Source organism: Rhodococcus sovatensis, from assembly GCF_037327425.1.
GTDB lineage: Bacteria > Actinomycetota > Actinomycetes > Mycobacteriales > Mycobacteriaceae > Rhodococcoides > Rhodococcoides sovatense.
Genome location: NZ_CP147846.1, coordinates 4,057,486 through 4,070,424, shown reverse-complemented (window position 1 = coordinate 4,070,424; position 12,939 = coordinate 4,057,486). Strand labels below are relative to the sequence as shown.

At 64.4% G+C, this 12,939-nt stretch carries 14 protein-coding genes; 10 read left to right on the top strand and 4 right to left on the bottom strand.

Translation table 11 applies throughout. The features are described from left to right. Positions 1–67 precede the first annotated feature (67 nt). Both WDS16_RS18955 and WDS16_RS18950 read left to right on the top strand, forming a co-directional pair. Positions 68–805, top strand: coding sequence for an alpha/beta hydrolase (locus tag WDS16_RS18955; protein ID WP_338886778.1), 738 nt, complete (start codon positions 68–70; stop codon positions 803–805). Next, positions 802–1,617 carry an alpha/beta hydrolase gene (locus WDS16_RS18950; protein ID WP_338886776.1) on the top strand — a complete coding sequence of 272 codons (816 nt, stop codon included), beginning with the start codon at positions 802–804 and terminating at the stop codon, positions 1,615–1,617. Before WDS16_RS18955 ends, WDS16_RS18950 begins: the two co-directional genes overlap by 4 nt. Here the strand turns inward: WDS16_RS18950 and WDS16_RS18945 are convergent, their stop codons facing one another. After that, the gene (locus tag WDS16_RS18945; protein WP_338886773.1) at positions 1,618–2,514 is read right to left on the bottom strand and encodes an A/G-specific adenine glycosylase; all 897 of its coding nucleotides are present in this window, start codon (positions 2,512–2,514) and stop codon (positions 1,618–1,620) included. A gap of 70 nt (positions 2,515–2,584) precedes the next feature. Here WDS16_RS18945 and WDS16_RS18940 point away from each other — a divergent pair, with 70 nt between their 5' ends. Both WDS16_RS18940 and WDS16_RS18935 read left to right on the top strand, forming a co-directional pair. Next, positions 2,585–3,208, top strand: coding sequence for a carbonic anhydrase (locus WDS16_RS18940; protein WP_338886772.1), 624 nt, complete (start codon positions 2,585–2,587; stop codon positions 3,206–3,208). 76 nt (positions 3,209–3,284) lie between these two features. Next, on the top strand, positions 3,285–4,022 hold the full coding sequence (locus WDS16_RS18935; RefSeq protein WP_338886770.1) for a hypothetical protein: 738 nt from the start codon (positions 3,285–3,287) through the stop codon (positions 4,020–4,022). A 22-nt stretch (positions 4,023–4,044) separates the two neighbouring features. Here the strand turns inward: WDS16_RS18935 and disA are convergent, their stop codons facing one another. From disA to WDS16_RS18920, 3 genes are all read right to left on the bottom strand, one after another. Next, entirely contained in the window at positions 4,045–5,142 is a 1,098-nt protein-coding gene (disA, locus tag WDS16_RS18930; protein ID WP_338886768.1) for a DNA integrity scanning diadenylate cyclase DisA, read from the bottom strand. Between the two features lie 82 nt (positions 5,143–5,224). Next, complete coding sequence (gene radA / locus WDS16_RS18925) at positions 5,225–6,634, bottom strand: DNA repair protein RadA (protein ID WP_338886766.1); 1,410 nt, start codon at positions 6,632–6,634, stop codon at positions 5,225–5,227. Between the two features lie 35 nt (positions 6,635–6,669). Then, positions 6,670–7,347 (bottom strand): hypothetical protein, encoded by a 678-nt coding sequence (locus WDS16_RS18920; protein WP_338886764.1) that lies wholly within the window; start codon positions 7,345–7,347, stop codon positions 6,670–6,672. A 377-nt stretch (positions 7,348–7,724) separates the two neighbouring features. On the opposite strand from WDS16_RS18920, the gene carD reads away from it, so the two are divergent. The 6 genes from carD (at position 7,725) to WDS16_RS18890 (ending at position 12,909) form a co-directional block, all read left to right on the top strand. Further along, positions 7,725–8,213, top strand: coding sequence for an RNA polymerase-binding transcription factor CarD (carD, locus tag WDS16_RS18915; protein WP_068376833.1), 489 nt, complete (start codon positions 7,725–7,727; stop codon positions 8,211–8,213). Positions 8,214–8,216: 3 nt separating this feature from the next. Beyond that, positions 8,217–8,900, top strand: a complete 684-nt coding sequence (gene ispD / locus WDS16_RS18910) for a 2-C-methyl-D-erythritol 4-phosphate cytidylyltransferase (protein ID WP_338886760.1) — start codon at positions 8,217–8,219, stop codon at positions 8,898–8,900. Continuing rightward, the gene (ispF, locus tag WDS16_RS18905) at positions 8,897–9,361 is read left to right on the top strand and encodes a 2-C-methyl-D-erythritol 2,4-cyclodiphosphate synthase (protein WP_338886758.1); all 465 of its coding nucleotides are present in this window, start codon (positions 8,897–8,899) and stop codon (positions 9,359–9,361) included. Before ispD ends, ispF begins: the two co-directional genes overlap by 4 nt. A 23-nt stretch (positions 9,362–9,384) precedes the next feature. Continuing rightward, entirely contained in the window at positions 9,385–10,800 is a 1,416-nt protein-coding gene (gene cysS / locus WDS16_RS18900; protein WP_338886757.1) for a cysteine--tRNA ligase, read from the top strand. Further along, positions 10,800–11,777: a 23S rRNA (guanosine(2251)-2'-O)-methyltransferase RlmB gene (gene rlmB / locus WDS16_RS18895; RefSeq protein WP_068376846.1), complete on the top strand. Its 978-nt coding sequence runs from the start codon at positions 10,800–10,802 to the stop codon at positions 11,775–11,777. Before cysS ends, rlmB begins: the two co-directional genes overlap by 1 nt. Before the next feature lie 133 nt (positions 11,778–11,910). Further along, positions 11,911–12,909 carry an iron-siderophore ABC transporter substrate-binding protein gene (locus WDS16_RS18890; protein WP_338886755.1) on the top strand — a complete coding sequence of 333 codons (999 nt, stop codon included), beginning with the start codon at positions 11,911–11,913 and terminating at the stop codon, positions 12,907–12,909. Positions 12,910–12,939: the final 30 nt, after the last annotated feature.

Here is a 12,939-nt window from a genome sequence, read left to right as displayed (position 1 = left end):
ACTCCGCCGCTCGGACTCGCAAATGGGACCGTGCGTCGGCCGAGGACTCGACATTAGGATCGGGTGTGTGCTGCACGATGAGGGTGGGAACGGCAATCCGATCCTTCTGCTGCACGGACTGATGGGGAGCGCGCAGACGTGGCGGCGTCAGCTTCCATGGCTACGTGAACTCGGCCATGTCTACACCTACGACGCACCCGGGCATCGTCGCCGCGCTCCGTCGTCGCTACGCACCGAGGCGTTCGTCGAGGACTTGACCGAGCACGCCGAGAAAGTGGGGCGGGCAACCGTCGTCGGACATTCGATGGGCTCGCTGCACGGATGGTGCTTGGCCGCTGCCAGACCGGATCTTGTGGCTGCGCTCGTCGTCGAGGACATAGCTCCCGACTTTCGGGGGCGAACGGCCGACGACTGGGCCGCGATGATCAGGCGTTGGCCGCAACCGTTTTCAACCGAGGACGACGTGCGTAGCTTCTTCGGGGATGTCGCGGGTCGGTACTTTCTGGATTCCTTCGTCGAGCGAGAAGACGGCTGGTATCTGCACGGCTCGGTGTCGACGTTCGAGGCAATTTCCGCGGAGTGGGGAACTCGACACTTCTGGAGCGAATGGGAGTCGGTCGACGTCCCGTCGCTGTTGTTGGAAGGTGAGTTCGGCATCACACCGGACGGTCAGATGGCCGAGATGCACGCGCGAAACGCCAAGTCGGAGTATGTCCTGGTGCCTGGCGCTGCGCACCTGATCCACGACGAGCGTCCCGAGTTCTATCGCGAAACGGTGACCAGCTTCCTACGCCAACTACGATGACGCGAATGTCGCTGGCGAAGATCAATGGAATTGAAATCAACTACGAGGTTGCCGGCTCCGGCCCGCTCGTCGTGTTGGTGATGGGTACAGGCAGCCCGGGGCGAGTATGGAAGGCGCATCAGGTGCCTGCCCTCGTGAAGGCTGGTTTCCAGGTGGTCACGTTCGACAACCGCGGTATCTCACCGTCCTCGGAGTGTGCGGACGGGATGGTCCTGGACGACCTGGTCGCGGACACCGCGGCGCTCATCGAGCATCTCGGCGGAATGCGCGCCAGGGTCGTCGGGACGTCGATGGGATCCCGGGTCACCCAGGAGCTTGCGCTCGCCCGCCCGGATCTGGTGTCGCACGCAGTCATGATGGCCACCTACGGGCGAGCATCGGCGATGCAACGGGCGTGGTCGAAAGCGGAACGCGAGTTGTACGACGCGGGAATTACGCTGCCGGCGTCGTACCGGGCGGCGATCACTGCGATGAACAACTTCTCGCCGGCGACGCTTCGCGACGAACAGGCGATCGGAGATTGGCTTGCGGTCCTCGAGTTCTCGGGCGGCCAGCCCAGTGCCGGCAAGCGCGCCCAGATCGGGCTGGAGATGCGGGCCGGGTCGGAACGTCTGACCGCATACCGAAAGATCACCGCCAAGTCGCTCGTCGTCGGATTCGCGGACGACCGGCTGATCCCCGTGCATTTGAGCCGTGAGGTGGCGCAGGCGATTCCGGGTGCTCGCTACGAGGAGATCGCCGATACCGGTCACTTCGGCTATCTGGAGCGACCTGAGATCGTCAACAAGGTGCTGGTGGATTTCCTGCGTTGATCATTCGCGTGAGGGAGTGCCCTCTCCCTCACCGGCCAGCGCGAACAGTCCCGAGTCGGTCTGTTCGATCAAACCGTCGAGTAGCAGTGAGTCCAGTGCCCGATCTCGCTGTCCCGGATCGGTGAGCCAGACTACGTCGAGTTTCGTGCGTTCGACGGGACCACTGCTCTCGCGCAGGACCGACATCAGCTTCCCGCGTACCTGACGGTCGGTGCCGGCGAATTTCTGGACCTTCTTCGCCGGACCTGTGTGCGCAGGCCGACCCGCCTCGATCCACGAGCACTCCGGAAGCGGACACAGCAGGCATGCCGGATTCTTCGCCGTGCAGATCAACGCGCCCAGTTCCATCAACGCAGCGGAATAACGCGCTGCCTTCGCGCGCGGGCGGGGGAGGAGTCCGTCGACGTCGGCTAGATCTCGCGTCGTCGACGGGTTGCCGGCTTCGGCGGTCCCGTGGACAGCTCTGGCGACGACGCGCCGAACGTTCGTGTCGACGACGGGTACGCGTTGCCCGTACGCGAAACATGCGACTGCGCGCGCCGTATATGCGCCGATGCCCGGCAGTCCGAGGAGGGTGTCGACGTCCGCGGGTACGACATCGCCGTGTTCGGCCGCCAGTACTCCAGCGCATTCGTGCAGTCGCAGAGCGCGACGCGGGTAGCCCAGCTTGCCCCAGGCTCGTAGTACCTCCGCTCGAGACGATTCGGCCATCGCGGACGGCACCGGCCAGCGTTCGACCCACTGCTCCCAGATGGGCGCCACACGTGACACCGGCGTCTGCTGCAGCATGATCTCGCTCATCAGGATCTGCCATCCGGTCACGCCCGGGCGTCGCCACGGCAGGTCACGTTCCTCGGTGTCGAACCACCCGAGGAGTGCGTTGGTATCGATCGGCACTGTCTCTCCCGCACCCTTTCTCCGATAGCCCGACTCGCCGGTAGCAGACGGCCCAGGCACAATGACACCCATGCCCGCATCGAACCCAGTTTCAGCATGGAAGTCTCTCAAGGAGGGTAACCAGCGCTTCGTCGCCGGCGAGCCGCTGCACCCCAGCCAGGGGATCGAGGACCGCACCCGTCTCGCCGAAGGACAACATCCGAGCGCCATTCTGTTCGGCTGCGCCGACTCCCGCGTCGCCGCCGAGATCATCTTCGATCAGGGCCTCGGAGATATGTTCGTCGTTCGCACGGCAGGCCACACGATCGATTCGTCCGTGCTCGGCTCGATCGAGTACGGAGTTGCCGTCCTGGGCGCGCCGCTGATCGTCGTGCTCGGCCACGACAAGTGCGGTGCGGTCCAGGCCACGATCGACGCGCTCGACTCGGGTGACACCCCCGGGGGTTACATTCGCGACGTCGTCGAGCGGGTGACTCCCTCTGTGCTGTCCGCGCGCCGGGACGGGTACGTCGCGGTCGACGACTTCGAGGCCCGCCACGTCGAGGAAACCGGAAATCTGCTGATGCAGCGCTCGCGAATCATCGCCGACAAGGTCGAGGCGGGAGATGTTGCAATCGTGGGCTTGACCTACAAGTTGTCCGAGGGGACCGCGCGGTTGCGCGAGGTAATCGGCAATATCGGCGAAGTGCCCTGATCAACTTCTTTCTCTAGTTGCGACACGCCGCATGCGCTTGCCAGATGCGTGAGCCACTGGCACCTACGGTTGTTCTGTGTTGGAACCAACCGGGCCTTTGCCTCCCGAAATCTACTGGCGTCGTCGTGCGCTCGCCATCGGTGCGGCCGTCGTCGTGCTCGGATTGATCGTGTGGTTCATCGCGTCGCTCGGCGGTAGTGGGGACAATAACCAGCAGGCCGAGCCGGCTGGTGTCGTGTCGTCGGCAAGTTCGACGACGGCGGCTCCGACTACCACCCCGCAGCAACAGGGAGCAGCATCCGGCGGGTCCAGTGCGGCAGGCGGATCCGGTGGGTCAGGTGGCACCGCCGCGTCTACCGGGTCGGATTCCAGTGCCGCCCCTGCCACAGATGCCCCTGCCGCGGACGCCCCTGTCGCAGCGAACCAATGCCCGGACCAAAGCCTGGCGATCAAGGCAACCCCGGACAAGGCGTCGTACCGAGTGGGCGAAGAGCCGGGATTCACGGTCGTCATCACCAACATCAGCTCCACCGAGTGCCAGCGCGACGTCGGTGCCGGTCTGCAGCAGGCCCTGGTCTACACGCTGTCGGATCAGCGGATTTGGTCCAACACCGACTGCTTCCCCGACGCGCAGTCGGATCTGCGAACCTTCAAGCCCGGCGAACAAGCGGGTTTCACGGTGAAATGGTCCGGAACCAATTCCGTTCCCGGCTGCGGGGAAGAACGCATTCCGGTCGGTGCAGGCTCGTACAAGGTGATCGCTCAGCTCGGTGAACTCCGTAGTTCACCGGAGCCGTTCAACATGACGACATAGCGGCCGTCAGGAATAGCGGCCGTCAGTCGAACGGCCCGGCGATCGAGGACTCGGCCAGCCGGGACAGGCCTTCTCTGATATGTCGGGCCCACAGTCCGCCGATGCCTTCGACGGACTGCAGGTCTGCGGCAGTTGCCGCCAAGAGTCCCTGCAAAGTGCCGAAAGATGCTACGAGACGGTGGATTTGGCTGAACTGCAGCCGAGGCACGCGCGTCAGGACTCGGTATCCCCGTGGACTCATGGGAGTGTCGAGTGCCTCGATCGTTGCGGGATAACCGAATGCCCGTGCGAGCGTGGTCAAGTCCAGCAGGTCGACGTCGGTGAGTTTGTCCAGCGCGCCGAGCGCCCGCTCCACTGCTGCCGTGCCTGCAGGTTCGGTGCCTGCGAGGTAGTCACGGACGACCAGCTGACGGTCGACGTCGTTGTCACCGAGTAATTCTTCGAGTTGAAGCGCCAATTGCCTACCGTCGGTGCCGAGTTCGAGAACGTTCTGTTCGATCTCCACGGATACGCGTCGTACCATCTCGAGCCGCTGTGCGACGGTGAGGGCGTCTCGTAGCGTCACGAAGTCCTCGATCTCCACGACCGACAATTGACGGGTGTTGTCGTCGAGACGAGCCTTGTACCGTTCGAGCGTTGCGACGGCCTGGTTTGCTCTGGATTGAATTGTCGCCGAGCCTTCGACGACATGTCTGACCCCGGCGACGTACACGCTGACGATGCTCATCGACTGGCTAACCGAGACGACGGGGTAGCCGGTCTGCATTGCGGTGCGCTCGGCCGCCCGGTGGCGGGTGCCCGACTCCACAGTCGGGATCTTGTGATCGGGAACGAGTTGCACGTTGGAGCGCACGATGCGCTTGCCGTCGGTCGAGAGCACGACGGCCCCGTCCATCTTCGACAGCTCCCGCAGGCGCGTCGGGGCGAACTCGACATCGAGTTCGAATCCGCCGTCGCAGATGGCCTCGACTTCGTCGTCGTATCCGAGAACGATGAGTCCGCCTGTGCGACCACGCAGTATGCGCTCCAACCCGTCTCGCAGGGCCGTACCGGGCGCCAATCGGGCAATGGTCTCTCGTAGGGCGGGGGAGGAGGACTCGCCGCGTGTTGTGTCGTCCATGATCATCCCCTCGTCGCTTCGGAGTTGCTGCGATTGCATGCCTGCGGATTTCGCCCTCGCGGTAGAGGTTACTGGAGCCGAATCACCGAGAACGCGTTCGCACCGAATTCAGTGCGTCGCCGAGGTTCGTGACGGTCTTGACCTTCATCCCCGGTGGGATCGGGTCGTCGTGTTCCGGGGTGATGGCATGAGTGAAACCGAGGCGGGCAGCCTCAGCGAGCCGACGACCGAGACCGGAGACTCGACGCACTTCGCCGGCGAGGCCGACCTCACCCAGGATGACGAAGCCGGGGGGAACGGGCACGTCGGTTACCGCCGACGCCACTGCGGCAGCCAATGCCAGGTCGGCGGCAGGTTCGCTGGTCTTCATCCCGCCGACCGTGGCCGCGTAGACCTCGCTCTTGGCGATCTTCATTCCACAACGCCGTTCGAGCACGGCGAGGATCATCGCGACGCGCGCGGCGTCGAGCCCACTGACGGCGCGACGGGGAGAAGGCATGTGAGTGTCGACGACGAGTGCCTGGACTTCGGCCAGAAGAGGCCGCTTGCCGTCCATCGTGACGGTGACGGCGGTTCCCGGTACCGCGTCGGTGCGGTGGTGCAGGAACAGGCCCGACGGGTCGGTGATGCCCTCGATGCCGGTGTCTCGCAGTTCGAAGCAGCCGACCTCGTCGGAGGCGCCGAAGCGGTTCTTGACGCCTCGGATCATGCGCAGTGTCGAGTGTTTGTCGCCTTCGAAGTGCAGGACAACGTCCACCAGATGCTCGAGCGATCGTGGTCCGGCGACGGCGCCGTCCTTGGTGACGTGACCGATCAGAAGCACTGCGACGCCGGTGGTCTTGGCGAGAGAGGTGAGGGCGCTGGTGATCGCACGCACCTGGGTGACTCCGCCGATTACCCCGTCGACATCGGCGGCGAGCATCGTCTGCACGGAGTCGACGATGAGCAGGCTCGGCTTGACCTGTTCGACGTGGCCGAACACCGTCGCGAGGTCGGATTCGGCGGCGAGAAACACTCTTTCGTGTACGGCGCCGGTGCGATCGGCGCGTAGGCGCACCTGCCCCGCGGACTCCTCGCCGGTGACGTAGAGGGCTCGTCGGTCCTCGCCGGTGCGCGCCCACCGGTGTACGACCTCGAGAAGCAGCGTGGACTTACCGACGCCCGGTTCGCCGGCAAGCAACACAACCGAGCCGGGTACGAGTCCGCCGCCGAGCACACGGTCGAACTCGGGGATACCGGTGGAGTTGGCCTGGGAGGTCGTGCTGCTGACCTGAGTGATCGCGGCGGCCGGAGACGACGGGATCATCGCCGCCATCGCCGAACGGGTATTTCCGGCGCCGAGTCCTGACGCCCCAGCGCGATTGGCGACCGGAACCAGGACAGGAGCTTCGTCCATAGAACCCCAGCTGCCACACTCAGGACATCGCCCGACCCACTTGCCCACGGTGTGCTGGCAGGCCGAACATCGGTAGTTGGTCTTCGCTTTCACCACTCGGGAAGACTAGATGCAGCTACCGACAGGAAACCTCAGTTGTTGCCGTCGGTTGCTTCTTCGACCTGAGTTTCGATGATGCTGTGCTCGGCCTCTTCCGCCTCGCCGTGCAACTCGGCCTCGATGGGCGACTTCGCGGAGACGTCGCGTGGCAGCACCTGACCGGCGTCGACCGGTACGAGCAGTTCGACGTCTCCGGCCTCTTCGAACGTGAAGGTGATCGGAACCGTGAGCCCGGGGCGGACCTCTTCACCGATGCCGTTGAGTTCCACGACGACGAACTGCAGCGGGATATCGGGGTTCACGGCCTCGTTGTCGACCGGCGCGCCTGCACCGAGAGCGGTCAGCGGAGCGATCTCGGTACCGCCGGGCTCCTCGCCCACGGTGATCGAGGAAGCGGCTGTAGTCGAGATGCGGGTGAGAGTGTCCGAGTTCGCCGGGCTGTTGTTGACGGCGATGAATCCGAGCTCGACCTTGCCACCCGGCTCGATGGAGTACTCCTCCGTCTGCGGGTACACGACGTGGACGTTGCGCAGCGAGATGTCGCCGACATCGGCGAAGTTTCCGTTGACCGCGGCGACCTGGGTGGCCGTTTGTGAAATCTGCCCGGCACCGCACGAGCTCAGTGCCAACACCCCGCCCGCCGCGATGGCGAGTGCCGATGCCAATCGACGGGTCTTTCGGTTCGCAGTCGCAGCAATGAACGCAGTCACGTCGTCGTCCTTACAGTTGTGGCCGGTGTAGTGGGCGCGGGCGATGCGGCTGCGTCGGTCAGCCGATCCGTCATGTCCACTAGGCAGAGTAGTAGTCAACTCGCAGCAGCGGATCGCTGGGGCGTAAAGAGGTTTCCGATCGTGCTCTCGACGACCTGGTTCGGGGACGCCGCGCGACGTGGTTCGCGGGCGCTCATCGGCGTGTTGACCGGCGTTTCGTGTTGCCTCCGCCACAGCCTGGAACTGCATTCGCGGACCCTTCGGATACACGTTCCGACGTCGGTGTCAACCCCGACGGAGACGGCTCGGCGCCCCTGACCTGCGCCGTTGATCTGAGCGCGTGGTAAACTGGGAAAATCGAAAGGGGCACGGGACACATGATTTTCAAGGTCGGAGACACCGTCGTTTACCCCCATCACGGAGCGGCGCTGATCGAAGCGATAGAAACCCGCACCATCAAGGGTGAACCACGAGAGTACCTAGTTCTCAAAGTCGCACAAGGCGACCTCACCGTTCGAGTTCCTGCAGACAATGCCGAGTACGTCGGTGTTCGCGATGTGGTCGGACAAGAGGGTCTGGACAAGGTCTTCCAGGTGCTTCGCGCACCGCACACCGAGGAGCCCACCAACTGGTCTCGCCGTTACAAGGCGAATCTGGAAAAGCTTGCTTCCGGTGACGTCAACAAGGTCGCCGAGGTCGTTCGTGACCTGTGGCGCCGTGAACAGGATCGTGGTCTGTCGGCAGGCGAGAAGCGCATGCTGGCCAAGGCACGTCAGATCCTCGTCGGTGAACTGGCGTTGGCCGAGGGAACCGATGAGGCCAAGGCCGACACGATTCTCGACGAAGTTCTCGCTGCCGCTTCCTGAGCGGTGGCACGTTCCAACTCAGGTCCCGTCGTCGCGCTCGTTCCGGCGGCGGGCCGAGGTCTTCGTCTCCAGCGTGGAGAACCGAAGGCCTTCGTCGAAATCGGAAACCGATCCCTGCTGCAGCGTTCGGTCGACGGCCTGATCCGATCGGGCGCCGTCGACCGCATCGTTGTGATCGTGCCAGCCGAGCTGGTGCAGCACACGCGTGATCTCCTGGGATCCGATGTGACCGTCGTCGAGGGCGCATCCGAACGGACCGGTTCGGTTCGACTGGGACTGGTTGCTGCCGAAGATGCGGGCATCGTGCTCGTCCATGACGCAGCTCGCGCACTCACTCCGCCGTCGCTCGTCGCACGCGTGGTGGCCGAAGTGCAGGCCGGGCGCGGCGCCGTCGTACCGGCTCTACCTGTCACCGACACAGTCAAGGCCGTCGATTTCATGGGCGCCGTTGTCGGGACGCCCGATCGAAGCACTCTGCGTGCGATACAGACGCCGCAGGGTTTCCGCGCGGACCTGCTTCGCCGCGCATACGATGCAGCGTCCGACGCAGCTACCGACGACGCCGGTCTGGTCGAACGCCTCGGCGAGACGGTGCACACCATCGTCGGCGAGGCACTTGCTTTCAAGATCACCACGCCTCACGACCTGCTGCTTGCAGAGGCAATCATTGCTCGGGAGGCCTCATGAGGGTTGGAATCGGCACCGACGTCCATCCCATCGCGCCAGGCCGCCCCTGTTGGCTGGCAGGTCTGCTGTTCGAGGGCAGTGACGGACTGGAGGGCCACTCGGACGGTGACGTCGCCTCCCATGCGCTGTGCGACGCTCTGTTGTCAGCGGCCGGCCTGGGTGACCTGGGCTCCGTGTTCGGCACAGGACGGCCCGAATGGGATGGCGTCAGCGGTGCTGCAATGCTGACCGAGGTGCGCCGATTGCTGTCCGAGAACGGGGTCGTCATCGGCAACGCGGCGGTGCAGATCATCGGCAATCGTCCCAAGATCGGACCACGGCGGATCGAGGCACAGGAAGCGCTGTCGGCGGTGCTCGGTGCGCCGGTTTCGGTGTCTGCAACCACTACGGACGGTCTGGGGTTGACCGGCAGAGGCGAGGGAATCGCGGCTGTCGCGACTGCACTTGTCATGACGGAGTAAAAGCACCGGTAGCATTGCTGGTCGTGACCCTTCACTTGTACGACACCGAGACGAGGGCCCTGCGGGAGTTTTCCCCCTTGGTCCCTGGCCATGTATCGGTGTATCTATGTGGGGCAACAGTGCAGGGTGAGCCGCACATCGGCCACGTGCGCAGCGGAGTAGCGTTCGACGTCCTGCGTCGCTGGCTCAGTGCCCAGGATTACGACGTCGCGTTCATCCGCAACGTGACCGATATCGACGACAAGATTCTGAACAAGGCCCGCGACGCGGGACGCCCGTGGTGGGAATGGGCCGCGACCTTCGAGCGTTCGTTCACGTGGGCGTACGACAAGCTCGCGGTTCTGCCGCCGTCGGCGGAGCCTCGCGCAACCGGTCACGTCACGCAAATGGTCGAGCTCATCGAACAGCTCATCGAGTCGGGCCATGCCTACGCCTCGGAAGGCGACGTCTACTTCGACGTCGTGAGCTTCCCCGACTACGGCGCTCTGTCGGGCCACAAGCTCGACGACGTTCATCAGGGAGAGAGCGCGGCTCTCGGCAAGCGGGATCCGCGAGACTTCACCCTGTGGAAAGCTGCCAAGCCCGGGGAGCCGTCGTGGCCTACGCCGTGGGGACGTGGACGACCCGGATGGCACCTCGAATGCTCCGCGATGTGCAAGGCGTACCTCGGTCCGGAATTCGACATTCATTGTGGTGGTTTGGACCTGGTGTTCCCGCACCACGAGAACGAACGCGCCCAAAGCAAAGCGGCCGGTGACGGGTTCAGTCGGTACTGGTTGCACAACGGGTGGGTCACCATGGGCGGTGAGAAGATGTCGAAGTCGCTCGGCAACGTTCTCTCCGTGCCCAATGTGCTCAAAAACGTTCGCCCGCAAGAGCTTCGATACTATCTTGGAAGCGCGCACTATCGGTCGATGCTCGAGTACTCGGACACCGCACTCCAGACCGCAGCCGTGACGTACCGTGGGATCGAAGGCTTCGTGAGGAGAACCGTCGAACGTGCGGGTGAGGTTCCGCTCGGTACGTGGACCGACGACTTCGCCGACGCCCTGAACGACGATCTCGGCGTGCCGAAGGCTCTCGCTGCCGTGCACGCGACCGTCAAGGCAGGCAACAACGCGCTCGAAAGCGGCGATCTGACCGGCGCCGTCGAGTGGGCGTCGAAAGTTCGGGCGATGCTTTCGATACTCGGCGTCGACCCGCTCGATCCGCACTGGGCCGCCGATTCCGGCGACAACGACGCTGTCGTCGGCGCACTCGGTGTATTGGTCGATGCTGAGCTGCAGCGTAGAGCGCAAGCGAAAATAGACAAGGACTGGCCAGCGGCGGATGCGATCAGGGATCGACTCGCCAAGGCCGGAGTAGACGTGACAGACACCCCCAATGGACCTGTTTGGTCCGTCGGGGCAACCAGTAGTACCGACGAAGCAGGGCAGTGATGGCAGGCAATTCCAGTAGGCGCGGCGCAGTTCGAAAGACCGGCACAAAGAAGGGGCAGGTCGCCGGCTCCGGTGGCAATCGTCGCAGGGGTCTCGAAGGACGCGGTGCGACGCCACCGGCCGAGGCCAGGACCAAGCATCCCGCATCCCGTCGAGCGAAGATGGCGGAGAAGTCCGCGCAGAATCAGAGCGGTGGTAGGCAGGGCGGCGGCCGCGTCGCGAGCCGCAAGAACGACGACGCCCCCGAGGTCGTACTCGGGCGCAACCCGGTCGTGGAGTGCCTGCGCGCGGGCGTGCCCGCGACGGCTCTGTGGGTGGCAGTCGGAACCGACAGCGACGAGCGGCTCAAGGAAAGCGTCCAGCGTGCAGCCGACGCGGGCATCTCGATCCTCGAAGTTCCGCGATCGGACCTGGACAAACTCAGCGCCAACGGACTTCACCAGGGCCTGGCTCTGCAGGTGCCGCCGTACCGCTACGCGCACCCCGACGACCTGATCAGCGCTGCTCGCACCCACCAGGAACCAGCGCTCCTCGTCGCTCTCGACAACATCACCGATCCGCGAAACCTCGGTGCCGTCGTACGGTCGGTCGCGGCGTTCGGTGGCCACGGCGTCGTCATCCCGCAGCGTCGTAGCGCGAGTGTGTCGGCCGTGGCCTGGCGTACCAGTGCCGGTGCTGCTGCGCGGCTCCCCGTCGCCAGAGCGACCAATCTGACTCGTACGCTGAAGGATTGGCAGACCAAGGGCGTCACCATCGTCGGTCTCGACGCGGAGGGCGACACCACGCTCGACGAGTTCGACGGAAGTGGGCCGGTGGCAGTCGTCGTCGGGTCCGAGGGCAAGGGTCTGTCCCGCCTGGTCCGAGAAACCTGTGATTCGATTCTGTCGATCCCCATGGCGGGCCCGGTCGAATCGCTCAACGCTTCGGTGGCAGCCGGCGTCGTGCTCGCGGACATAGCGAGGCAGCGTAGGCGCTGAGTTCTTGGGGCGGCTCCGCCCGCCAGTGGTGTGGTTAAGTGCCCTGGCGGGCGCTTAACCACACCACTGGAGGCGAGTGCTCACAACCTCGAACAAGGTGTTAGGTTAGCCGAACCTGACGAAAGGTTTGGTTGTGTCCATTGGTCGATTGATCGTTGCCTCTATCGCATCCGGAGTGCTGTTGCTGAGCGCCGGTGCATGTTCTTCCGCCGACGACGACTCGGCGGCGACCGAGACACGCTCCGTCGTGCACAAGCTCGGTACCACCGATGTACCCGTCGATTCGGGACGAGTTGTAACCATCGGCTACTCGGATCAGGACACGCTGCTCGCATTCGGCGAGGTGCCCGTCGGAGTCACCGATTGGTACGGCGACTACCCCGACGCGACGTGGCCTTGGGCGCAGAACGCTCTCGGAGAGCAGCATCCGGTGGTGTTGAACCGCGGCCAGTTCACCGGCCAGGCCAACATCGACTACGAAGGTATCGCTGCGCTTGCGCCGGACTTGATCATGGCGCAGTACATCGACGTCAGTACCGACGCGTACTCGCGCCTCAGCGAGATCGCTCCGACCGTGACCGGATCGCCCGACTACCCCGACTTCGGAATGCCCTGGCAGGAGAACGTTCGGCTTGTTGGCGAATCGCTCGGCGAGCAAGAGAAGGCCGACGAGCTGGTCACTTCCGTCGCTGATGAACTCGATGCACAGCGCCAGGCCCATCCTGAGTTCGAAGGCAAGACCGTGGCTGTTGTCGAGGCAGGCAACCCAGGCAAGTTCTGGGTCCGGTCGCCCAACGATCAGCGCTCGCGGTTGCTGACCTCCTTGGGTTTTGTCATTCCTGAGCAGATAGCCGATCTTGCCGGCGACAAGGATGCATTCGAGATAAGTACAGAACAACTGGGCATGCTCGATCTCGACGTGTTGGTGTGGAACACCGGAAGTACCGCGGGTACGAGCGATCAGGTCCGAGCGGTGCCCACCTATCAAGCGCTCGACGTCGCCAAGGACGGGCGGGACATATTCGTCGACGATCCGATCGTGTCGGGTGCACTCACCTGGGGGACCGTGTTGAGCCTGCCGTACGCCATCGAAGCGTTGGTCCCGCAGTTGGCAGTCGCTGCTTCGAAGTGAGGGCTAAGCGCTCGGTGGCGGGTTCGACTG